Annotated in this window: 28 protein-coding genes; 24 read left to right on the forward strand and 4 right to left on the reverse strand. The window is 36.8% G+C overall.

Features of this window, described 5'->3' with window-relative positions:
* The first annotated feature begins 284 nt into the window (after nucleotides 1-284).
* From KKC46_17485 to KKC46_17540, 12 genes are all read left to right on the forward strand, one after another.
* A complete protein-coding gene (locus KKC46_17485; protein MBU1055593.1) occupies nucleotides 285-1,097 on the forward strand; it encodes a hypothetical protein in 813 nt (270 codons plus the stop codon).
* A gap of 325 nt (nucleotides 1,098-1,422) precedes the next feature.
* Complete coding sequence (locus tag KKC46_17490; protein MBU1055594.1) at nucleotides 1,423-2,097, forward strand: hypothetical protein; 675 nt, start codon at nucleotides 1,423-1,425, stop codon at nucleotides 2,095-2,097.
* A 107-nt stretch (nucleotides 2,098-2,204) separates the two neighbouring features.
* Complete coding sequence (locus KKC46_17495) at nucleotides 2,205-2,462, forward strand: hypothetical protein (GenBank protein ID MBU1055595.1); 258 nt, start codon at nucleotides 2,205-2,207, stop codon at nucleotides 2,460-2,462.
* Nucleotides 2,459-3,139: a hypothetical protein gene (locus KKC46_17500; protein ID MBU1055596.1), complete on the forward strand. Its 681-nt coding sequence runs from the start codon at nucleotides 2,459-2,461 to the stop codon at nucleotides 3,137-3,139. Before KKC46_17495 ends, KKC46_17500 begins: the two co-directional genes overlap by 4 nt.
* Nucleotides 3,140-3,201: 62 nt before the next feature.
* Entirely contained in the window at nucleotides 3,202-3,822 is a 621-nt protein-coding gene (locus KKC46_17505) for a hypothetical protein (GenBank protein ID MBU1055597.1), read from the forward strand.
* A gap of 140 nt (nucleotides 3,823-3,962) precedes the next feature.
* On the forward strand, nucleotides 3,963-4,601 hold the full coding sequence (locus KKC46_17510) for a CDP-alcohol phosphatidyltransferase family protein (protein MBU1055598.1): 639 nt from the start codon (nucleotides 3,963-3,965) through the stop codon (nucleotides 4,599-4,601).
* Nucleotide 4,602: 1 nt separating this feature from the next.
* Complete coding sequence (locus KKC46_17515; GenBank protein MBU1055599.1) at nucleotides 4,603-5,655, forward strand: phosphatidate cytidylyltransferase; 1,053 nt, start codon at nucleotides 4,603-4,605, stop codon at nucleotides 5,653-5,655.
* A 3-nt stretch (nucleotides 5,656-5,658) separates the two neighbouring features.
* Nucleotides 5,659-6,279 (forward strand): 1-acyl-sn-glycerol-3-phosphate acyltransferase, encoded by a 621-nt coding sequence (locus KKC46_17520; GenBank protein MBU1055600.1) that lies wholly within the window; start codon nucleotides 5,659-5,661, stop codon nucleotides 6,277-6,279.
* A gap of 69 nt (nucleotides 6,280-6,348) precedes the next feature.
* Complete coding sequence (locus KKC46_17525; GenBank protein MBU1055601.1) at nucleotides 6,349-7,779, forward strand: SDR family oxidoreductase; 1,431 nt, start codon at nucleotides 6,349-6,351, stop codon at nucleotides 7,777-7,779.
* A gap of 6 nt (nucleotides 7,780-7,785) precedes the next feature.
* The gene (locus KKC46_17530; protein ID MBU1055602.1) at nucleotides 7,786-9,954 is read left to right on the forward strand and encodes an alpha/beta fold hydrolase; all 2,169 of its coding nucleotides are present in this window, start codon (nucleotides 7,786-7,788) and stop codon (nucleotides 9,952-9,954) included.
* Between the two features lie 225 nt (nucleotides 9,955-10,179).
* On the forward strand, nucleotides 10,180-10,512 hold the full coding sequence (locus tag KKC46_17535; GenBank protein MBU1055603.1) for a sulfur reduction protein DsrE: 333 nt from the start codon (nucleotides 10,180-10,182) through the stop codon (nucleotides 10,510-10,512).
* A gap of 19 nt (nucleotides 10,513-10,531) precedes the next feature.
* A complete protein-coding gene (locus KKC46_17540; protein MBU1055604.1) occupies nucleotides 10,532-12,385 on the forward strand; it encodes a VTT domain-containing protein in 1,854 nt (617 codons plus the stop codon).
* 266 nt (nucleotides 12,386-12,651) lie between these two features.
* On the opposite strand, the gene KKC46_17545 is transcribed toward KKC46_17540, so the two are convergent.
* Nucleotides 12,652-12,831, reverse strand: coding sequence for a hypothetical protein (locus tag KKC46_17545; protein MBU1055605.1), 180 nt, complete (start codon nucleotides 12,829-12,831; stop codon nucleotides 12,652-12,654).
* A gap of 230 nt (nucleotides 12,832-13,061) precedes the next feature.
* Here KKC46_17545 and KKC46_17550 point away from each other — a divergent pair, with 230 nt between their 5' ends.
* The gene (locus KKC46_17550) at nucleotides 13,062-13,955 is read left to right on the forward strand and encodes a hypothetical protein (GenBank protein ID MBU1055606.1); all 894 of its coding nucleotides are present in this window, start codon (nucleotides 13,062-13,064) and stop codon (nucleotides 13,953-13,955) included.
* 174 nt (nucleotides 13,956-14,129) lie between these two features.
* Here the strand turns inward: KKC46_17550 and KKC46_17555 are convergent, their stop codons facing one another.
* On the reverse strand, nucleotides 14,130-14,852 hold the full coding sequence (locus KKC46_17555) for a tRNA1(Val) (adenine(37)-N6)-methyltransferase (protein ID MBU1055607.1): 723 nt from the start codon (nucleotides 14,850-14,852) through the stop codon (nucleotides 14,130-14,132).
* Between the two features lie 2 nt (nucleotides 14,853-14,854).
* Nucleotides 14,855-15,172 carry a DUF721 domain-containing protein gene (locus KKC46_17560; protein MBU1055608.1) on the reverse strand — a complete coding sequence of 106 codons (318 nt, stop codon included), beginning with the start codon at nucleotides 15,170-15,172 and terminating at the stop codon, nucleotides 14,855-14,857.
* Between the two features lie 229 nt (nucleotides 15,173-15,401).
* Between KKC46_17560 and KKC46_17565 the strand changes: the two genes are divergently transcribed.
* The 6 genes from KKC46_17565 to KKC46_17590 all read left to right on the forward strand — a co-directional run bounded on the left by KKC46_17565 (nucleotide 15,402) and on the right by KKC46_17590 (nucleotide 18,410).
* The gene (locus KKC46_17565) at nucleotides 15,402-15,569 is read left to right on the forward strand and encodes a Trm112 family protein (protein MBU1055609.1); all 168 of its coding nucleotides are present in this window, start codon (nucleotides 15,402-15,404) and stop codon (nucleotides 15,567-15,569) included.
* Between the two features lie 12 nt (nucleotides 15,570-15,581).
* Nucleotides 15,582-16,118, forward strand: coding sequence for a DUF4416 family protein (locus tag KKC46_17570; protein MBU1055610.1), 537 nt, complete (start codon nucleotides 15,582-15,584; stop codon nucleotides 16,116-16,118).
* Nucleotides 16,115-16,996 (forward strand): YicC family protein, encoded by an 882-nt coding sequence (locus KKC46_17575; protein MBU1055611.1) that lies wholly within the window; start codon nucleotides 16,115-16,117, stop codon nucleotides 16,994-16,996. The genes KKC46_17570 and KKC46_17575 overlap by 4 nt, the downstream gene beginning before the upstream one ends.
* Nucleotides 16,997-17,091: 95 nt before the next feature.
* Entirely contained in the window at nucleotides 17,092-17,349 is a 258-nt protein-coding gene (locus KKC46_17580; GenBank protein ID MBU1055612.1) for a DUF370 domain-containing protein, read from the forward strand.
* The gene (gene gmk / locus KKC46_17585) at nucleotides 17,346-17,963 is read left to right on the forward strand and encodes a guanylate kinase (protein MBU1055613.1); all 618 of its coding nucleotides are present in this window, start codon (nucleotides 17,346-17,348) and stop codon (nucleotides 17,961-17,963) included. Before KKC46_17580 ends, gmk begins: the two co-directional genes overlap by 4 nt.
* Entirely contained in the window at nucleotides 17,964-18,410 is a 447-nt protein-coding gene (locus KKC46_17590) for a YhcH/YjgK/YiaL family protein (protein MBU1055614.1), read from the forward strand.
* Here the strand turns inward: KKC46_17590 and KKC46_17595 are convergent.
* Nucleotides 18,400-19,320, reverse strand: coding sequence for an Hsp33 family molecular chaperone HslO (locus KKC46_17595; GenBank protein ID MBU1055615.1), 921 nt, complete (start codon nucleotides 19,318-19,320; stop codon nucleotides 18,400-18,402). The genes KKC46_17590 and KKC46_17595 overlap by 11 nt on opposite strands.
* A 273-nt stretch (nucleotides 19,321-19,593) precedes the next feature.
* Here KKC46_17595 and KKC46_17600 point away from each other — a divergent pair, with 273 nt between their 5' ends.
* The 5 genes from KKC46_17600 (at nucleotide 19,594) to KKC46_17620 (ending at nucleotide 23,428) form a co-directional block, all read left to right on the forward strand.
* The gene (locus tag KKC46_17600; GenBank protein ID MBU1055616.1) at nucleotides 19,594-20,688 is read left to right on the forward strand and encodes a mechanosensitive ion channel family protein; all 1,095 of its coding nucleotides are present in this window, start codon (nucleotides 19,594-19,596) and stop codon (nucleotides 20,686-20,688) included.
* A gap of 30 nt (nucleotides 20,689-20,718) precedes the next feature.
* Entirely contained in the window at nucleotides 20,719-21,588 is an 870-nt protein-coding gene (gene focA, locus KKC46_17605; GenBank protein MBU1055617.1) for a formate transporter FocA, read from the forward strand.
* A gap of 66 nt (nucleotides 21,589-21,654) precedes the next feature.
* On the forward strand, nucleotides 21,655-22,635 hold the full coding sequence (locus KKC46_17610; GenBank protein ID MBU1055618.1) for an MBL fold metallo-hydrolase: 981 nt from the start codon (nucleotides 21,655-21,657) through the stop codon (nucleotides 22,633-22,635).
* Between the two features lie 13 nt (nucleotides 22,636-22,648).
* The gene (locus KKC46_17615; protein ID MBU1055619.1) at nucleotides 22,649-22,834 is read left to right on the forward strand and encodes a hypothetical protein; all 186 of its coding nucleotides are present in this window, start codon (nucleotides 22,649-22,651) and stop codon (nucleotides 22,832-22,834) included.
* A gap of 51 nt (nucleotides 22,835-22,885) precedes the next feature.
* On the forward strand, nucleotides 22,886-23,428 hold the full coding sequence (locus KKC46_17620) for a nitroreductase family protein (protein MBU1055620.1): 543 nt from the start codon (nucleotides 22,886-22,888) through the stop codon (nucleotides 23,426-23,428).
* Nucleotides 23,429-23,440: the final 12 nt, after the last annotated feature.

Below are 23,440 nucleotides of genomic sequence, written 5' to 3' on the forward strand. Positions count from 1 at the left end.
CGAATTCGAAGCTATTTGTCGACTTGCCGTAAGCATGGAGTTAAGGCAAGTCAGGCGTTGGAGCTATTGTTTAAAGGCAAATTGCCCGACTTTCTTATGTGAACGGGAGTATATATTAAAATGACGCTGAATAATTACAATCCCGCTTGTTTTTCGATAACTCCAAAAGGCAGAGAGTATGTCATAAAAAATCTCCTAATCAGCGGGTGAACTTGACGGCAAATAGCACCGCAAGTTACCCTTATCGTTGGGTCAATTAATTCGGAAGTTCTTTTTGAGGGTATATGGATAAGAAAGAATTATTCAAATTTCATGAAAAGCTGTATTTTCATGAAATAGAATACAGAGACAAAATTACCTCTCGGTTGCAATTGCCCTTAGCTATTTACATTACTTTTTTAAGCCTCCTTGGTTTTATGGTCAGGAACATTAACTTCGCATGTAATAAGGGTTACCTTATTTCATTTCTCCTTTTGTTTACTGTAAGTTCGATTTTGATGATCGTTGGAATCACCTATTTTATTAAATCATTTTATGGGCATACATATGAGTTTATTCCTACGGCAAATGCAACTGAAGCTTACCGCAAAACATTGAATTCGACCTATGAAGAATACGAGAATAGTGATGAATTATCAAAAACTTATTTAGAAGATTATATGTATACGTATTACCAAGAATGTTCTTCAAAAAATGCAGTTGTGAACGATAAAAAATCTGAAAATTTGCATAAAGCTAATAGTTTTATCGTCTTTGCCGCTATCCCTTTGGTCTTAACATTCCTATCCTTTCATTTTGGTAATATTGACAAAAATATGTCAGAACATGTTGAGGTTATCGAAATAAAGAAGCCGCTTGAAATTAACTTTTCTAAAAATCCACTAGGAGTCGTGATTGTCAATGGTGAGAAAGGCCAACGGTCTTCAAACATAATAACATTAAATGGAGAATTAAAAATAATGCCTGAAGAAAAAGAAGAGAAGGTGCAACCACCACCACCACCACCTCCTCCTCCGCCACCCCCAAAAAGGCTTATCAGAGAAGATGTAAAAATAGGAGACATGATTAGCCGAGATAAAAAAGAAAGGAGTAAATAATGTCAGAAAAGGATAAAAAAACTACGCCCCCCCCACCCCCACCACCGCCAAAAACAAGATCAGTTAAAGGCGGCGTTGACAAACCAAAGCCCACAGCATCAAAGGACGATAAATGAGACTGCTAACAGGCTGGCTGCAAAAGTAATGTATTTCAGACCCACTCAGTTGACAGTCTGTTCCTTTGAAAATGTTTATCCCAACCACCGCATTCACCAGATGAACTGGTGATGCGGAATGTTATGCCTTTGGAGGCTCTTAAGCGCCTGAATGTAAATTATGTCTAAACAAGCGGGATTTATGCAAATCACACATATTTCCTGAGTACATGTATGCACATTGTTATGACGTCAATCATTCCTACATTGAGTTTGATGCTGAAAAAGGAAAATATAATAAAAAACGCAGGAAGGGAGTTTATGAAAAACTTCTATGCAAAAAATGCGAAGAAATAATTCAAGAGTATGAAGATTATGGAAAGTTCATACTGTATGACGATGCTAAACCAACAATAGGCGCCACCCCAAAGCCATATACTAATGAAAAATATGACTATAGGCTTTTTAAATTATTTGTATTAAGCCTACTGTGGCGTGCATCTATAAGCACCCAAAACAGCTTTAAATTTGTATCACTTGGAAAGTATGAGGAAGAACTAAGGGTGATGTTGTTAAACGGTTTGGAGACGCCAATAAACAACTACCCTATATGTATGTATCAAACACACATTAATAAAAATCCTTCAAATGGTGTGTTTATGGAAATATATCCATCGAAATCGAAGTATGATGGGAGAACTGTATACCAGTTTATTGCTGATGGTGTGTTTTTCTTTGTGGGAGTAAGGTTTCATTCATTAAAAATATTTAAACATGGTTCCTGGGTTAATCAAAAAAGAATACAAATAGGCTACGATGAGCTAACGAAACTTTTGTCCTTGGTTGACGTTTTTGTAAGATTGCATCGCCAGGGTAAATTTAGTGTATATGAAAAACAGACATAACGTGGCTGCTGTCGGGCGTTTACTTCCTTTCCAACCGTAATTCTCAATTCCGGCAACTACTCGCCACTAAGGCTTTGTATGTGTACTATGAGATGAAAGGGGCGGTCATGGAATATTCCACATACATAGTGAGAACCGCCAGTGATGTGCTGGAGATCAAACAGTCTATCCTTGACAAGCTTATTTGCATTCAGAGCCACTTTGCTCCCGTTGCATCTAAAAATGACTATTATCTTGCTGTAGCCTATTTGATCCGCGACAAGATATTGGTGCCATTGGCGAGAACAGCTCGTATCTACTATCAGAAAGATAGCAGAACTATATATTGTCATGATATTCTGACTATGGAGATGAATTATATATGAATCCTGGTTTAGTAAGTAACTCGGTAATCAAAAGAACTTCTTGGGCTATCTTAATAGCGGCTATGCTTTTTATGTTTTCCACAGTTAATGCTTATGCTTCTGATTCTTTGAATGAAGATGAGAAAAAACTTGTTGATCAGGGTGAAGTAATTGTGCGTGATGTTAGTATAGATGCTCAACCGGGTAAAACATTTGAGGCAATTGGTTTTATTAATACTTCACGAGAGACTGTTTTGAAGGTTTTGACAGCGTATGAAAAATACCCGGAATTTATGCCCAATGTCAGTCGGGTCGATATTATTGAAAAGAGAAAGCCTGATGTAGTTCTTCAATACACATTGAGTCTGCCTCTTAGAAAAATAAAAAAGTATCGGCTCAAAATGTTAATGACAGAGCCTGATAATCAAACTTTAATATTAAAATGGCAATTACAAAAATGGCCCGGCATAAATCCAGCAGAGACCATCAAGGATACAACCGGATATTGGCGTATAGAAGAAGGAACGGAAAATACTTCACTTGTGTTCTACCATGTATATACTGATCCTGGCCCTATACCATTCGGTTTGGAATGGATAGTTGATATTTTAAGTGAAAAGAGTGTGCCGGAAGCATTTTTGCAGACAAAAGCCAGAGCTGAGAAAATTGCTTTGAATAATGGTATAAATGATAAATAAGAAAATAGCAGCAGAACAGACGTGTTGAGATCCACATAATACTAGTGCAGGGTTAAAAACAGATGGGGATTACAGGTGGTGATGTCAAAATGAATGGAAGTGAATTTTTCCCGACAATTGATGAAATTGTCGTAGATTGTAAAGCTTTAACATCTATCAATCATTCTTGCATGACCAGCAATTGTAAAATTTCGCAAAGCTGTTGTTCTAATTATGAAGTATGTATTAACAGTATTGAATTATCTAATATTATCGGTTTATTGCCATATGCATCAAAATACGCAAGAGTTTTAAAATCAGATAAGAGTTTCGGTAATATTTTTGAAGATGAAGGAAGTGATATATATTCAATTGATAAAAACAATAAGGAATTTTGTGTTTTTGGATATCGAGGTAAAGGGGCAAAGGTTTTATGCTCTTTGCATAAAGTGGCAATAGATATGAAAATTCCCTTAAAATCAGTAAAACCATTGGCGTGTATTCTTTGGCCGTTAGCACTGGTAGAATCTGACCCGTTAATTTTATCTATACAAGAAGATGCCTTGCTGTTTCCTTGCAATAAAAAAAGAACATCTCAGTCTATTGACTTGGATAATAATATAGCTCAAATTATTGAAAATGCTTTTGGCAGTTCTTTTCTTTATCAATTAGAAAAGAGTATTGAAGGTCTTTTTGGTACATGAAACGATATTAATACCGGGAATAATACGGCAGGATTTTTTGGAAGTATTATTGTGACCTGATTGAGGAATGAAAAAGAAGTTCAGATTTAGCACATAAAAATATTAATGTCTGGAATATATAAATTTATAAAGGAAACACTATGCTGTATCTCCAAAAAGGAAACTTTCAGAAAATTACACGTTGGATGGCAGGGCAATGGATGTCTGCAAATCAAGCTACATTTTTTGGTTGTATCTGTATTGTTCTTGTTTCTTTGTCTTTTTATGTCGGGTTAACTAACGGTAAATTTAGATGGACTTTACTTCTTGTTCCGCTTTTTTTAATTCTTCGTTTGATGATGAACACACTAGATGGAATGCTTGCAAGAGAATATAAAACAGGTTCGGTTTTTGGAGAAATATGTAATGAGGGCCTGGATATAATAGGAGATAATATCTGCTATGGAATCCTTTTCTTTGTGCCTGATATTTCAAAAGTACCGGTAGTGCTTTTTATTATATTAACGTGGTCAGCAGAATATTGGGGAGTTTTTGGCAACAGTATGCCAGGTGGGGTTCGAAGACATGAGACATTTTTGGGCGGAAAACCGGACAGAGCGGTCTGGATGGGGCTTATGGCTTTAGTTTTGTACTTTAAACCTGATTTGATTGAATTTGCCGGGTACTATATTTCAGGAGTTTGTTTTTTTGTGTTCATGACCAGCGTGATTCGAATCAAAAAAATTATTTCTGACTCAAAAGGGAAGAAATATGAATCATATACATGGATAGGAAGATAAAATGAACTTTTATAAAAAAGTACTGCTTGCGTTAATTATTATGGTCTCGTTTTATTTGCTTGCCAGAAAAGATGATGTGGCTATGCTTTATGTAATGATCGGCATTGTGGGACTTTTAATGATTTTTTCGATAGTATACAGGTTGCTTGAAAGAAAAAAGTCACATATGGCTGAAGAAATAAAAAACCGAACGATAACATGGTGGTGGATGGTTGCGGTGTTCATGCTCGCATTAGCTTTTAACCGGATAGTATCTTTCGTGTTCTTAGGGTTTTTATGTTTCGCTGCATTGAGAGAATATTTTTCTCTTATACCTATGTCAGAGATTGTTGATTCAAAAACACTTTCATTTAAAGACCGTCCTTCAATACTGCTATGCTATATTTCTATTCCTCTAATGATATACCTTGCATATATTAAATGGTACGGCCTTTTCATAGTTGCAATTCCTGTGTATGTTTTTCTTTTAATACCAACACTTTTTGTGCTTCAAAACAGAACGGAAGGCAGTTTAAAGTCTATAGGGATAATAACGCTCGGCCTTATGTTTTTTGCGCATAACCTGGGCCATTGTCTGTTTATGATAAACATCGGGCCGCTTTTGATAATGTATTGTTTCGTTCTCACAGAAGTAAGGGATTTATTGTCTTATTGGTTAGGAAAATATTTTGAATCGTTTACTACCAAACTTTCTGATGGAACGATTAAAAGGTTTTTGGAATGTCGGGTAGCGAAAGATATAAGCCCAAACAAAACCTGGGCAGTAGGATTGTTTTCGTCTTTATTAGTTTCTTTGCTTTCACTTGTTTTTGTTCCGATAATGCCGGAGTTTAACAATGGCAAATTGAGTTTTGAATATTCTCTTATTATCGGATTTAGTATCGGGATTTTCGGTTTGATTGGAGATCTAGTATTTTCAATGGTTAAGAGAGATTTGAAAAGCAAGGACTCAGGAACAATACTGCCAGGTCATGGCGGAATAATAGATCGTGTTGATAGTCTTGTTTTTACTATACCGATTACCTTTCATCTGATATTTTGGATGTACTTTTAAATTATGTTGAAAAAACTTTTACACGTATTAGGAAGAGCTTTTATTACACTATTTCTTGGAGTTGAGAATTCTCCTAAGATAATGGATGAGCAGTTCATTATCGCAGCAAATCATAATTCTCATATAGATGTAATGGTTCTTTTTAGATTAATTAATATATCAAGAGTGAATAAAGTAAAAACAATCGTGGCAAAAGATTATTTTAACAAAGGGCTTAAAGGTTACATAGCTAAAATTCTTTTTAATGCGGTTTTAGTGGACAGAAGCGCATCGGCCATAACGACATTCAAGATATTAAAAAAAGAGCTTGAAGATGGATATTCGCTGATAATATTTCCCGAAGGAACAAGGGGAGAGCCGGGTATAATAAATGAATTTAAATCGGGTATCGGCCAGATGTCTTTAGATTTTCCGAATATACCAATATACCCGGTTTATCTATCCGGTGCTGAAAAAACTCTTCCAAGAGGGACGCGTATTCCTGTTCCTTTCAATATAAAAATGAGCATTCTTAAGCCTATTTACGGAAAAGATTATTTAAGTTTTCATTCTAAAGAAGGCAGGAAAAAAATAACATCAGAGATTGAACGCAGGATTAATGAAGAAATGGGCCACAGGTCATAAATATTGGAACCAATAAAAGATAGCGAATATCATTTTTGCCGGGACTTGCCCACTATACCCCAGCCTGAAATGGGAAGAATTCTGGTTACCGGAGCCACCGGGTATATTGGCGGAAGACTGGTGCCGGAACTCATTGAACGGGGGTATCAAGTCAGAATTATGGTCAGGGTTTTGTCTCCAGTCCATCAGGAGCGCTGGCCGGATGCCGAGATAGTTGTAGCGGATGTGTTAGATGTTGTCGGTCTGAAAAATGCATTTAAAGGAATCCATACAGCCTATTATCTGATCCATTCACTATTGCTTGGAAAAAAATATTTTGAGTCAGCGGATGTCCAGGGGGCAATTAATTTCAGAAATGCAGCAGAAGAGATGGGTGTTCAAAGGATCATCTATCTGGGAGGGCTTGGAGATCTGCGTTCAACCCTTTCACCACATCTAAGAAGCCGTATTGAAGTAGGACGGGAGCTGGAAAAGGGCAAGGTTCCCACCACAATCCTTCGGGCCGCCATTATACTTGGGTCAGGAAGTGCTTCCTATGAAATTTTAATAAATACAGCCAAAAAAATGCCGATCATACCAATCCCTTTCTGGATGAAGGCCCAGTGCCAGCCTATAGCAATTAGGGATGTCATAAAATACCTTGTAGGAGCTCTTGAATGTTTTGAAACCACCGGTAAATCATTTGATATCGGTGGTATGGATGTGTTGACTTATGATGAAATGCTCCAAATCCTTGCAAAAATGTTTGGAAAGAAAACAATTAGTTTGCCCAGCTTTTTTTCGGGGTTGCGATTTTTCGCCATCCTTGCCAACCTTTTTGCACCGGTGCCATGGCCAATCATTCTTGCGCTTTTGGAAGGGCTTAGGAATAATGTGGTGTGCCAGGACAATGCAATTATGAAATTGATTCCATTTAAACCCTTAACATACAAAGAGTCCATTATCAGGGCCATGAGCCGGGAAGAACAGGATAATGTACACACCCGATGGTCCGATGCCTATCCCCCGGCCCACAGCCTGGCGATTAAACTAAATGAGTTGAAAATACCCCCTGAATTTATCAAGACATATTCATTGGTAAACACTAAAAATGCAGCGGACATCTTTAGTGCGGTATGCAGGATTGGCGGTAAGGAAGGATGGTTTCAAAACAACTGGATGTGGCGTTTAAGGGGAATGGCGGACAGCATGCTGGGTGGTGTTGGCATGGTCCGTGGGAGACGAAGTTCATCCGAATTGAGAATCAATGACGTTATTGACTTCTGGCGCGTGGAAGACATGAAGCCTGCACGTAAACTTCTTCTGAGGGCAGAGATGAAACTGCCCGGAAAGGCCTGGCTTGAATTTGATATTGATCAGAGGGGGTACAGCAATCAATTGTCCATTACCGCCTATTATATTCCCAGTGGTGTTTTAGGAAATATTTACTGGTATATGTTTCTACCTTTTCATGGTATTATTTTCAAAGATCTGTTAAAGCAGATAGTAATGAAAGGGTGAGATACGATGGCAAATATCAGCCGCTTGGCTTTTTCTTTAAGCAAGCTGTCTATACAGGCGCTAAGACGTTGGTCTAAGGCATCAGTACATATTCATGGTGCCGAAAACATTCCGGATGGTGTAATTATCTTTGCAGTAAACCATTTTACACGCTTGGAAACCCTGATTCTACCCTACGAATTTTACAGACTAACCGGCAAACCAATTATGTCTCTTGCCTACCATGGTCTATTCACCGGAGCTTTGGGCAAATATTTGGATAAAATGGGTGTGGTATCTACCAATGATCCCAACCGTGATGAAATTATTATTCGCTCTTTACTAATCGGAGATAATCCCTGGCTGATTTTTCCGGAAGGCCAGATGGTAAAAGATAAAAAGATTGTTGAAAGCGGTAAGTTTCTCATATACAGCGCTACGGGCAAACGGCGACCACCTCATACAGGTGCTGCAGCACTGGCATTACGTACGGAGTTTTATAGGCAAAGACTACAGTATCTGCAGGAAACTGACAGCGATTTGCTTAATCAGCAGCTAAATATTTTTGATCTTTCTTCCATGGAACAGGTGAGCAAAAAAGAAACCTTTCTGGTGCCGGTTAATATTAGTTATTATCCTATCCGTTCACGTCAAAACGCCATTGAAAAAATGGCTTCATATCTTGTGAAGGATATGCCTGATTATATAGCTGAAGAACTGCAAACCGAAGGTACCATGCTTCTTTCAGGAGTAGATATTGATATCACTATCGGAAAGCCAATGGCTATAAGGCCCTTCCTTAATAAAGGGATTATCCAAAAAGACATACACACGCCAAAGTCTTTAATGCCGGATGATCTGCTGCATTCAAGGCCTGTGATAAGAATGATGGCCAGTAAACTTACCATGGAAGTAATGGCTTGTATTTACCAAAATACTACGGTGAATTATGATCATCTACTTGCCTATATTATAAAATATTATCCCGGAAAAAAGCTAAGCTTATTTAACCTTGCACAGCGGCTTTTCCTGGCTGTGGAAGCAGTTACCAGGCTTAAATCCATAAGGTTACATAATGGATTACAACAAAACCAATGCGTACAACTCTGTCGCAATTATAAAACATTTCTTGCCGATTTCCTCGAGGTAGCAAAACGAAGCGGTGCTGTAGAAATAGATGCTGATATAATCCATCTGAAGGGTCCGGCAATTAACACACTTTTTGATTTTAACAGCATCAGAAGAGAAAATCCATACCAGGTTATTCTAAACGAGGTAGAATATCTTAGACCGCTTACTTTTAGATTGCAATTAATTGCCCAGCAGCCTTTCTGGTCAGTGTGCCGGAGCCTGCGGCTCAAATTTCTTCAAATGGCCAAACAGGAGTTTGACTCCGACTATGAAACTTATCAGAGCGAGGGTGAGTCAAAACCTAAAAATATTGGTGCTCCGATTTTTTATAAAAGATTTTCCCCGAAAGCCGGAATATTACTAGTTCATGGTTATTTGGCTGCTCCAGAGGAAGTAAGACCTCTTGCAGAGTATCTCTATCAGCAGGGCTATACCGTTTTTGCTCCACGTCTTAGGGGACACGGCACCAGCCCTGAAGATCTATCTCTTAGAACCTGGGAGGATTGGTTGCAATCAGTTGAACTTGGTTATATGCTTTTAGCAAATAGCGCTAAGGATGTTATTGTGGGTGGAATAAGTATGGGAGCCGGCTTGGCCCTTTTTGCGGCTGCAAACATGCCATATAAAATTAAAGCAGTTTTTGCAGTTAACTGTGCTATGAGATTAAGGAGACAAAGCGCCAAATTTGCCCCGGCTATTGTTTTGTGGAACAAGCTTGCAGATAAAATGGTTAATGATGAAGGGCGCAGGCACTTTGTGCCAAATGAACCTGAGAATCCGCATATCAACTATCTGCGCAATCCAATTAATGGTGTTAAAGAGTTAATGGAGTTAATGGATCAGCTCTCACCCAGGCTTGAGCATATAAAAGTTCCTGCTCTTTTGATACAATCATCCGGGGATCTTGTTGTTGATCCTGATGGAAGTAAATTTGTATTCGAGAAACTTGGCTCCGAGGATAAGGAGTTGGTTATGCTCAATTCTGACCGACACGGTATTTTCAGAGGCGATATTTCAAAAAGTGTTTTCAGCAAGATAAAAGAATTTCTTAATACGAGAATCTGACCTGATTTATTCCCAATTTATCTTCAATATTTCATTTCATTTTAATTTAGCATACATAAAGAGCTACGCCCCATATAAATTATCAATACTTCATCTCTTATGGTATCAGGATTATCGATTTGACAATATACGCTTCAATTAATTAATAGTATAAAAACAATATCTTTTGTTTTATAAAATAAATAATTAAATACTGCTGTATCGTAACCTGTAACGGAGAATGCCATGAAAGTTGCTTATATTTTTTCAAGCTCCAATTCACATTATATTTTGAGCAATATGATTGTACCGCAATTGGAATCAGGGAAACACGGATTTGAAGTATGCGGAATGTTCTTTTTTTTAGACAATACATTTATTCTGGTAAAAGACAATGATGTAGGTGAGCGTCTTTCAAAGATTGCTTCAGAAAAAGGGATGCTGCTCATGGGATGTGACAAATGTGTGATTGATCGCAGAATACAAGATAGCCTGGTGGAATCGGCAACAATAGGCTGTTTCCCGGACTTGCACAAAGCTCTGGCCGGATCGGGCGTTGAGCAGGTAATTACACTTTAAAAATTCGAGCATACTCTAAATGAATGATAATAGTTATTTGCAAATAGCCGAATCATATACAAAGAAGTCTTATTCCGCCTTACAGGAAGAATTGCAGGCTAACTCTGAAAAATGTATTAACTGTAAACTTTGTCAAAAGGAATGTGAATTTTTAAGAAAATATGGCAAGCCCAAGGAAATTGCCGATTCTTTTGACCTTACGGATAAGACTTTTAAGACAATGGCTTTCGAATGCAGCCTTTGCGGGTTATGTGCAGCTGTGTGTCCGTTGGGTTTGAATCCGGCAGACATGTTTCTTGAAATGCGACGGGAAGCTGTAAAGCAAGGTGGCGGGATATTTGCCGAACACAACGGCATTTTAGCTTATGAGAAAAAAGGCACTTCAAAGCTTTTTTCATGGTATGGTCTGCCTGAAGGCTGCGATACCGTATTTTTTCCAGGTTGTTCTTTGCCCGGTACCAGGCCGGACAAAACCCTTGGGCTTTTCAAACTCATTCAAAAAAAATTCCCATCGGCCGGAATCGTTTTTGACTGCTGTACAAAACCATCGCATGATCTTGGGAGAAATGCCTTTTTCACTGCCATGTTTGGAGAAATGAAAGAATTTTTGATTCAAAACAAAATCAAAAAAGTACTGGTGGCTTGCCCCAATTGTTACAAAATCTTTGATCAATACGGCGGTGATATTTCCGTTATTAGTATCTATGAGTTTCTTGCCGATCTGGATATTCCTGTTGAAAAAAAAATGTCTTATAGTGTTACTGTGCATGACCCTTGTGCTCTGCGTTATAAGGAACCTGTGCAGAAATCAGTGAGAAAGCTTATTGAAAAACTGGGAATCAGTATTTATGAAATGCCGCATTCCGGTATAAATACTCTGTGTTGCGGTGAAGGCGGATCTGTAAGTTTCTTGTCTCCCGGACTTGCTGAAAAATGGATAGGTATCCGAAAACAGGAACATAAAGGAAACCGGGTTATCACTTATTGCGCCGGATGTGCGAATCACCTGAATCAGGCCATGCCCACTGATCATATTATAGATCTTTATTTTGAACCGGAAGCCACATTGGCAGGAAACGCCAAAATTTACAAGGCTCCGGTTACCTACTTAAACCGCTTAAAACTTAAACGGCATCTGAAAAACAGTTTAAATACAGCCGTATCAAGGGAAAGAACATTTACAGGTCAGGAAAAATCATCCAAAGCAGCAATGTTTAAACGTATAGTTATTCTTCTTGCCATTATATCCATTATTATACTAGTTCGTGCTGGGGGTTTGGAAAATTATTTTGAAACCGGGGCGTTAAGAGAACTGATAGCATCAAAAGGGGCACTTGCCCCTATCCTCTACATGCTGATTTATATTATAGCACCAGCCCTTTTTTTGCCGGGACTTCCAATTACTATTGCAGGAGGCATTCTTTTCGGTCCTTTATGGGGTGTTATCTATACTATTACCAGTTCCACAATAGGCGCCGGTGCGGCATTTTTAATATCCCGTTACGTTGCAAGGGACTGGATTGCTGCAAAACTTACAAGCCCCAGATGGCAAAGGCTGGATGAAGGAGTTGAAAAACATGGGTGGAAAGTAGTCGCTTTTACACGGCTAATCCCTTTGTTTCCTTTTAACCTCTTAAATTATGCCTTTGGTTTAACCAAAATAAAATTTACACATTACATACTGGCCACTTTCATTTGTATGCTTCCTGCCTGCATAGCATTTATTGTGTTTTCAAGTTCGCTTCTTGATCTGTTTAAGGGGAAAATATCTGGAAATCTGTTAGCCGGAATAATACTTATTATCATAGTTTCTCTTATTCCGATTTTTCACAAAAAATATAAAACCAAAAAAGGGACATCGGATCCTTTATAGTAAAGTTTACATTAGGTTTTTATGCCTCAAGACATCATACCCATACTGAAAATAAAAGCCTTAATACTATGCGCAATACTATCGATTTGTACAACAATCTATTTTTTAATTCTCCATTATTTCTATATGCTGAACAGTTATGTTTATACAGCCGAATTTCACTGGTTATTTCTGACAGGTAATCTTAAATCGGCAAACATATCCTTGCTTTCAGAATACTTTAAGGCTTTAGGACCGCTTGATTGTCTTCCCAATCTTTTACTATCTCAAGTGATCAGCACCTTTATAAATCCTTTTTCATGGCCTGTGCTGGCTTTTTCAATAGTAAATGCATTCGGACCCGGCACCGCAATATTGCTTAACCTGATAAGTGCCTCAAGTATAGGGTTATGTACATATGGATTAGGATTATTTTTTTCAGGAGATATTCTTGCGCTAACATGCAAGAAATATATTTCTCCTCCACGTTGGATGATGCCGGCTCTTTTTATATTGTTTTGTATACCCTATATAACAATTTTGCTACCGGCAATTTTAGCGGCATTTTTTCAAGTAAAATTAAAATACTTTTTTATGCTTATGATTACTGGTTTATTAATTCGAATAGCTTTCGGTTTTATTCATTGAAGTTTAATCAACAACTAAATGGGATTTTTAAAGTCCGGGGAGGTTTGAAATGGATTCAAAAAACAATAAAAACTGCGGCTGCTCCTGCTGCGATAATACATCCGGCGGAGTGCTTTTAGGCGGTGAAACAGGAGCAAAGGAAATTGCAAAACCCGGTGAAATGACTCGGTCGATCTTTTTAAAAACTGTGGCCGCAGGTGTTATAGGCATGAGTACACTTGCCGGAACCAAAGCCTTTGCAGAAGTTGTGAAAAACCCTGATATTAAAATTTTCAAAGGTTCTTCAGGCGACATGATGATTATGGATACTGCAAACAAGGAATTACGTATTTCAGCAACCGTTACCAAGGACGTAACCAAGCCTTCCGTGGCTGACTGGGGCAGGCGATTTCAGGCATTTTTCGGTGCGAAAGGCGGCAAAATGGAAAGCTTTTTCGTATTTACCACGGATGTTTCCCGCACTGATATCGATAAATCCATTCGGGAAATCGGCATTCAATCCAGAAGAATTATCCCGTTTGAGGAGGTGGCCGCCCGCACCGGTCTTAAACCGACCACTACCATTGAGGATTATCTGGACGGCGATCCCGTTATCGTGACTATCCGCTTTGAAAAAACCGGTAATATCGTTGAAGGCGCTTTGGAAGATTTTATTCAGGAAAAGATCATCGTGGAAGGAAAAGATGTAATTAAGCCCTATACGCCACATTTTGTTTATCACGGTTCAGGCGAGGCTTTAAATTTTCCTTCAGGTTGTATTGTCTGCCCTTCCGACTGTAACGGCGGCATTATTACCGACAATGTTCTGCCTTTAAAAACTACGGTAAACTATTACAAGATCAACTGGGATCGTATGCCGCCTGTCGGGTCTAAAGTGGAGGTGGTAATTAAATCAATTTATGGGCCCCATCGTTTGTCATCTACAAAAGATGCAAGCGCATAAATATTTCGGATCAAAGGAGCTATAAAACAAAGCATGAAAAAAATATAACAAAAATCGGGTAAATAACATTAATTTTTATTACCAGTGTCGGTGTATCGTACGGAGACATCACTCTTACGGAGTTTGCAAACGGTCAGGGCAGCTTGAAGGCAGACGGACAGGTAACCGGTAGCTCTATGGTATAAACATATTTTCTACTTCATCAGTATAAGAACCATCATCCTTATATATTACAAGAGGTGAGGCGACCTTTGCTCCTGCTTTACCACCTTTAATGCCTTCGACAATTACAAGTTTGGATTCCGAATTGTTTTTCGAGTAAATAAATCTAAAATACTTTGGTTCTATTCCTGAAAAACGCATATGTTCAATTATATCGGCTATGCGCTCTGAAGGATAAATCATTATGAATTTACCTGAAATATCCAAAAGACTTTTTGCCGATTCAAAGATTCCGGGAAGAGAAATCATGATTTCATGTCTAGCCAGCGCGCGCTGATTATCGGGATTTACCCTTCCTGAATTTGCCTTTCTGTATGGCGGGTTACATACAATAATATCAGGTGATCCAAAGATCATACTTTTTTTTAAATTTTTCAGGTCAGTGCAAATGATTCCAATTTGTTCTTCCATGCCGTTGTTTTTCACATTCATGACGGCAATATCTGCAAGACTTTTCTGTACTTCGATCCCGTATATTTTAATTTCCGGATTTTGGTATGCGAGTATAAGAGAAATTATGCCGCACCCTGTTCCTATATCAAGAATTTTATTTCCCGCAGATGCTTTAACATGTGAGGCAAGTAAAACTGAATCGATTGAAAAGCGATATCCTGACTTATTTTGTTTAATAGATAATTTACCTTTGAAAAAATAGTCGTCTGTAAGCAAATCCATATTCAGACAGCCCCGATCTTAAATTTGATATCACTGATAAGTTCTTTTCCAATCTCATTATTTAGTCTTGATATTATATCTTCTTTGTAATATTGGAGTTCCTGCATCCATACTGAACTGCTTACATACACAAGAAGTATCTGTCCTTTGAAACCGGCAGGCCTTGTATTTTTGCAAACGGCTTCTCCTACTATGTTTTTCCATATGCTGGAAATATTAGCAGATTCAAAACCCAGTTCCAGGCGGAATTTGTTTAATACATTGCCGATAATATTGCCGATTGGTTCAAAATCAGCTTCTTTTTTTTTAGGGTCTTTCATTTGCTGTTCCATAAAAATAGTATATAAAACACATTTTTAAAAAAGATAAAAGTGTTATGCCACAAGAAATTATATCATTCAAGTGCGATTGCTTTTTATGATGAAAATATAAAGGCATTATAAAATAACAACATGCAAAAAATAAAATTTTGCTTGCTTGAAATATATTTGCTATAGATTATATAAAATGTTTATGCGGGCCTTAAAAATTACCGGAGAAATTAAAATAATGGCTATAAGTAAAGAACTGCTTGAAATTCTTGCCTGCCCAAAGTGCAAAGGGGATATTTATCTTACTGATGCGGGTGATGGCCTTATCTGCAAAAATTGTAAACTTGTATATGAAATAAGGGATGATATCCCCATAATGTTGATAGATGAGGCAAAGCCGTTGTAAGCAGAGGCATTAATGAGCATTCCCCGACCGCCCAATCCGGCAAAGCTTGTGATCGGAGTTTATTTAAAAGATAAGAACCTTATTGAGTTACTGGAAAATGAGCTAATTGCTGAATTTGGTCCGGTCGATATCATAAGTCAATGGTTCTTATTTGATTATACCTCTTACTATGCCCATGAGATGGGTTCGCCTCTTTTCAGGAGGATGTTTGTTTTCGAAAAACTTATTAAACAGGCAAGCCTTTCACAAATAAAAAATTTTACAAATGAACTTGAAGCAAGATACTCAAAAAACGGTAAAAGAACCGTTAACATTGATCCGGGATACATGCTTCATGAAAAGTTTGTTCTTGCAACAGGCAAAAACTTTAGTCACAGAATATATATCGGAAATAATATTTACGCAGATTTGACTTTAATTTATCAGAATAGGGAATTTAGAACATTGCCCTGGACATATCCTGATTATGCGGATGAAAAAATGCTGACTTTTCTAATAAATGTCCGTGATAAATATGTTGCCGATATGAAACGAGGCCACGATAAATGATAAAAAGCATGACCGGATATGCAAGGTCTGAAAAAACAGAAGCAGGTTTTGAAATTGTAACTGAAATTCGTACATACAACAGCAAGCACCTTGATATAAATCTTCGTTTTCCCCATGAATATAATGCGTTTGAAGATAAAATAAGAGGCTTGATCGGTTCAAGAGTATCAAGGGGCCGTATCGAGATTAAAATTACTATAAAAGAAAATAATGGTAATTTAATTGAATTTGAAATCGATGAAAAAAAAGCGAGCGCATACTATAATATACTTTTGAGTTTAAGAGATAAATTAGGTATGGATGCACAAATACCCCTTGATATGATAGCAGGTGCTGAAGGAGTAATAAAAGTTGCGGAAACTAAAAAAGATATTGAGGCTCAGTGGCTTTTGATAAAAGATTCTTTGGATGAGGCTTTAAGTATTTTAGATGATATGAGGAAAAAAGAGGGTAAGTTTATTGCCGGTGATTTTGTTAAGAGGGTTGAAACCATTGAACAATTATTAAACAGTATTGAGTTTGAATCCCGTGACATGCTTCTTTACTACACGCAACGTTTAAAAGACCGGATATCAATATTGACAAAAGATACTATTGAGCTTGATGCCGGAAGAATTGCTCAGGAAGCGGCGTTTCTTGCAGACAGATGTGATATATCGGAAGAAGTAGTCAGGGTAAAAAGCCATTTAAACCAGTTTAATCTTATAATGAGTTTGGATGAGCCTGCCGGAAGAAAACTTAATTTTTTATTGCAGGAATTGAACCGTGAATTTAATACAATTGGTTCAAAAACTGAAAAAGCAATAGTTTCTCATACAATTGTAAATGTTAAATCCGAGATTGAAAAGTTAAGGGAGCAGGTGCAAAATATCGAATAATTATATGAAAAAATATAGAGTATAGTGTTTTAATCCGTTTATGTTATTTGCTCTATGAAAACTATTTACACAAATTTGTTTGAAAAAGGAGGAAAATGGAACAGACTCTTTTAAACATTGGACATGGAAGTTCTGTAGTAGCAGAACGGGTTGTTGCAATTGTATCTCCCAATTCAGCTCCAATGAAACGCTTAAAGGATGATGCAAAAGATGAAAAACGACTAGTTGATGCAACCCATGGACGCAAAACAAGAGCAATAATTGTTTTGGACAGTAATCATATAATTCTTTCCAGTTATACTCCTGAAACGATATCCCAGCGTTATACAAAGAATTTAAATAAAGAGATATGACTTTACGATCAGTTACCAAAAAAGATACGGATACCACCAATACTTTAAAACCTGGCCGTCTTTTTATAGTTTCCGCACCTTCCGGAGCAGGCAAAACTACTCTTTGCAGGAGATTGCTGGCACGCTTTACTGACATGATTTATTCAATATCTTATACCACAAGAGCCCCCCGCATAGATGAAAAAAACGGTGTTGATTACTTTTTTATATCAAAAAAAGATTTTGAAAAAAAAATCATAGAAGGCAAATGGGCTGAGTGGGCAAAAGTACACGGAAATTTCTATGGCACATCTGCCGAATATATAAATGACGCTATTTTATCCGGAAAAGATATACTGCTTGATATAGATGTAAAAGGCACCATGCAGATAATTAAGCGCTATTTTGAAAGCATTACAATCTTTATTATGCCTCCATCATTTGAGGAGCTGAAGATACGAATGGAATCAAGGGGCACAGATACCAGGGAAGTAATAGAAAAGCGTTTGAAGAATGCAAAAGAAGAGATGGCTCAAAAAAATCTGTATAAACACGAGATAATTAATGATAGCCTTGATAAAGCAACATCTGAACTTTTCGCACTGATTGAACAATACCGGACAGGCAGCTTGTAAATGATAATTGACAGCATTGATAATATTGAAACATATGCCGGAGCAGGAGATAAGATAACTACTGCATTAAGATATATAGCAGCAGCCGACTTTAAAAATGTTGAACCGGGAAAGTATGATATTGATGGTGATAACATATTTGCCATTGTCAGTGATTATATCACAAAGCACAGCAATCAGTGTTTTTTAGAAGCCCATCGGAAATATATAGATGTGCAGTATATGGTAAATGGAGTTGAATGGGTAGGGTATGCACCCTTAAAAGACCATGCGATTGTAAAGGAATATGATGAAAAAAAAGATTGTGTTTTTTTTGGCGGAACCCCTTCTTTTATAAAATTGGAAAAAGCAATGTTTGCAATATTTTTTCCAACAGATCTGCATATGCCGGGTACAGGAGATATGCCGGGCCCTGTAAGAAAAGTAGTAGTAAAGGTCAGGATATAAGCTTTTCTAAATCCTTTTTTGAAAATTCGTATAATGAATTACAATTATGACATGTTATCTGAAGCGGAAAAGGTCCGTTTTCTAAAATATCTTTTTTCTCGTTTTTATCAAACATGGAAATATAATGCAGCATAAGCTTCTCATTACATCTGCAAAAAAACTCTATTCTGTAGTCATCTAAAATTTTAGGGTTCAGTTTTTTAAATGATTCACAAATAATGTTATCCGGCTCTTTTCCTTCTTCAATAAGAATACCGATTGATGGAAGATCGTTTATAATACTTTCAAGGTTTTTTGCCAAATCATCTGATGCATTCGGCATTAACTGTAGAAACAGCCCACCGGCGCCGACAACTTCCCCTTGTGTATCAAACTTGACACTTAAATTAAAAACGCTTGGTATTTGTTCGGAAGAGTAAAAGTAATTTGCCAGATCTTTTGCTATAGAGCCGTAAAGCAGTGCTATATGGCCTGCGTAGGGTTGCTTTGCATCTTCGAGATATTTTGTAACTGTCAGCAAACCTGCACCAAGAAAAGGTGATATATTAAAATCTTCAAGAGGTTTATCTATTGGAATTGGCGTCTGTTTTAAATATCCTCTTATTTCTCCATAAGCATTGGTTTCAACACTAATCCCTTTTATAGGCCCCGAACAGTCGATTTTTAAAGCGATTCTGTCATTTCCTTTCAGATTGGAAGATAATAAACCACAACCCAGATAGGCCTGGCCTAAGACAAGTGTTTCCAATATGCCAAGATCAAAATTTGCACGCATTTCCTTTATCATTCGAGTCCCATAGATAAAAGCACCACGTATAGACCCGTTTGCAAGAAGAAACCTGTGAATTTTGTCTTTTGATTTTTCTTTAAAACCGTTTTTAACAGAATCGTTTAATTGTTTTTTAATCATCTCTACCTTCTTAAATTAAGCTCATTTCTTACAACTTTCCAAGTGTAATGCCCTGTTGATATATGTATATTATTTAAGGGCTTTTTGCTTTTTTAAACTATATTGATATCAGTTTTATGTGTCAAGTTCTAAACCAATAGCTCATAATAAGAATATCCTATATATAAATCAGGCAACAGATTAATATCTTGTTCAAAATTCTTAAAATTGTTATATGAAAAAAGCTAAACCCAATATAGTCGGTATTATTACAAATCATAAAGAGTAAATATCATGGAAAATTACATAAACTTATTTTTTTCACACCTATTTTCTGACAATAAATCATTAGAAAATTATATCATCAGTATTTTAGCCATTGTAATTACAGCTTTTGCAGCGTGGTGGATTTTAAATGCCATTATGGGAAGTTTGAAAAAAAGATATAATAAATCTTCTCTAAATGGAAAAAAAGGTGCTTTCTTACCCATTATAAAGCAGGGCGGGCATTATGCCATCTTCATTATTGTTGTTATTGCATTAGTTCGTCTTTTTAAAGCGCCGCTTCTGGAAAAAACGGCATATGCCTTAATGATTTTGCTGTTTACCATAATTATCAGTAAATTTGTAAGCTTATTGATCCCTTTCCTAAGAGATAAGATTGCTTTAAAAACACATACAAAAATAGATGATGTGATTTTTGAGCTTATGTCGAAATTTTCAAACGTAGTTGTTTATGCTGCAGGAATTATTCTGGCTCTTGATATACTTGGATTAAACATAATGCCGTTTGTTGCCGGAGCCGGTATTGCCGGTATAGCAATTGGTTTTGCAGCTAAAGATACGTTATCAAATCTGATTGCCGGAATTTTATTGATTATTGACAGGCCTTTTGAAGTCGGAGACCGGATTGAAGTCTGGACAGCTCCACAAAACAGCGCCACATGGGGAGATGTTGTAGATATAGGCCTAAGAGCAACCAAGATCAGAACCACGGATAACATTGTTATAATAATCCCAAATAATGAGATTATGAAACGCGATATTATCAACTATACAACAATTACAAAAGAAATACGGGTTAGAATCCCCATCGGCGTTGCTTATGATTCGGATATAAAAAAGGCAAAGGAATCTATTATAAAGGTTTCACTTGAGCTTGACTGGGTAATGAAAGAACCTGAACCTAAGGTGGTTGTTCACAGTTTCGGAGATTCGGCTGTCAACTTGCAGGCAAGAGTATGGATTAGTGATCCACGGCGCAGGATAGATACAGTTTCATATATTACAGACAGGGTAAAAGAAGTTTTTGATAAAGAAAATATTGAGATTCCATACCCGAAGCGTGATATCTATATAAAAAGTGAAAAAAACTTTAATAACTCGTAACATTTGTAAAGTTAATCATTGGAGACTAATATGGATGACATAACATCCCGTATAGATATGTTGCTTCCTGTAGAGATGGCCAAAAAAGCGGAAGAACTTGGTGTAAAAAAAGCTACTATCGGATGGCGTAATTTATTTCTTCTTTCAATCCTTGCCGGTGCATTTATCTCCTTAGGAGCAATATTCAGCACATCAGTAACCTCTGGTGCTGCTGGAACTATTCCTTTTGGAATTATAAAACTTTTAGGCGGTCTTGTTTTTTGCTTAGGACTTATACTTGTAGTTGTTGGCGGAGCGGAATTGTTTACTGGCAATAACCTCATTGTGATGGCATGGGCCAGTGGTAAAGTATCATTATGGCAATTACTAAGAAACTGGATTATAGTCTATATCGGAAATTTTGCCGGTTCATTTTTAACTGCAATTATTATGTTTTTTACCAATCAATATATGTTTGGTAAAGGAGCAATCGGACTCAATGCTTTAAATATAGCAACAACAAAATGTAATCTTGGATTCATTGAAGCATTGTTTCTTGGAATTATGTGTAATGCTTTGGTATGCCTTGCCGTATGGTTGTGCTTTAGCGCAAAAACTACTACCGATAAAATTTTATCTATAATATTTCCAATAACCGCTTTTGTTGCTTGTGGTTTTGAACACTGTGTAGCAAATATGTACTTTGTTCCCATTGGTATGTTTATAAAATCTTTTGCCAAGCCTCTTTTTTGGGAAAATATCGGCAAAACGGCCGCTGACTATGTTGCTCTTACATGGGGTGGTTTCTTTTATGCAAATCTTCTTCCTGTAACAATAGGAAATATTATAGGCGGGTCGGTTTTAGTAGGTTTGGTATACTGGTTTATATATATCAGAAAATCAAAGGTTCCTATTTTTTAAAAGATTGATAATAACTGCTCAAGATACTATAAAGAATACTATGACTTTAGCCAAATAAAATAAACTATGATTGAAGAAATATTACCTCATATATACAGGATTAAAATTCCGCTTCCCAAGAATCCGCTTGGAGCTTTAAACTCCTATATAATAAAAAATAGTGAGCGAAGCATAATTATTGATACCGGTTTTGCTCAGGATGAATGCATGAATGTAATGCTTTCCGGTTTAAAAGAACTGGAAATTGATATAAAAAAAACTGACTTTTTTATTACTCACATGCATCCTGATCATCTTGGCCTTGCTTTAAGAATTGCTCCGGATACCTCCAGAATATATTTTAATCAGATAGAAGCAGATATGCTCAGATCGGGATATTTCCTGGATGAATATACTGACGCTGCATGCCAAAACGGTTTTCCGGAAAAAGAGCTTAAAGCCCTTTACAATCATCCCGGATTTAAATCTTATAAATATGCTTCAGAAGGATTGGCAAACTTTCATATTATAAATGATGGCACTATATTTGGCATATCCGGTTATCAGTTCAAGTGCATTCAAACTCCCGGCCATACAAAAGGACATATGTGCCTATATGAACCGGACAAAAAAATATTGATAGCAGGAGACCATATCCTTAATGATATTACTGCTACAATTCAATTATGGTCTGATGAGCAAAATCCTTTAAATGACTATATGACAAGTCTTGATAATATTTATGGGCTTGATATTAAATTAACACTTCCAGGCCATAGATCTTTAATAACAAATACCAGAAAAAGGATTCTGGAAATAAAGGATCACCATCAAAAAAGGCTTGAAAATATTATTTCTATACTGAAAACTGGGAAGAAAAATGCATTTCAAATAGCCTCACAGATGAGCTGGGACACAAATTATGAGAGTTGGGATTCATTTCCCGGTGCGCAAAAATGGATTGCTACAGGTGAAGCTATTGCCCATTTAAAATATCTTGAACAAGATCAAGTGCAAAAAGAAAAGCTTGAAAAGAATATCATATACTCGTTGAAAAAGGGCATATGAAAAAGGAGAGAAAATGCTTAAAATTCTTGTATTGCTTATTACGGTTTTTGTAATTTTTATAATTGTCAGAAAACCAGCTTCGGAAGAAAAAGAAGAAATAGAAAAAGAGTCAAAAGATATAGCAGTAACTTATGTATGTACAGAATGCGGCGAAAAAAATTGCAATTGCTACAAAGAAGATATAACACATAAACATTAACCAGCCACATGTGAAGATATAACTAATTTCATTTGTTATAGGAGGGTATTCATGTCGGATATTATGGAAGTTATAAAAGAAAGAAGAAGTATAAGAACATATGATGTAAAAGATGTTTCTGATGAAAAATTAAATACTATATTTGAAGCAGTAAGATGGTCGCCTTCCTGGGCAAATACGCAGTGTTGGGAAATAGTTGTAATAAGAGATAAGGTCATAAAAGAAAATCTGAGAGAAACAATTTTGCCAAAAAATCCTGCTACAAATGCAATTACCCAGGCACCTGTTCTTCTTGCAGTTTGCGGCAAATTAAATTCATCGGGATTTTACAATAATGAGGCTCCGACAAAATTTAAAGACTGGTTCATGTTTGATCTTGGTATATTTACCCAGACGCTTTGTCTTGCAGCGCAAGACCTTGGGATAGGTACAGTTGTAGTTGGGCTTTTAGATCATGACAAGGCAAAAAAGCATATAAACGTGCCGGAAGGGTATGAGCTTGTAGCCCTTATTCCGCTTGGGTATTCTGCAAAATCAAGCTCTGTTCCTAAACGAAGAGAAATTAAGGATTTTATTCATTATAATACTTTTTAGGGCAAAGCTACC

Source organism: Pseudomonadota bacterium, assembly GCA_018817425.1.
Classification (GTDB): domain Bacteria; phylum Desulfobacterota; class Desulfobacteria; order Desulfobacterales; family RPRI01; genus RPRI01.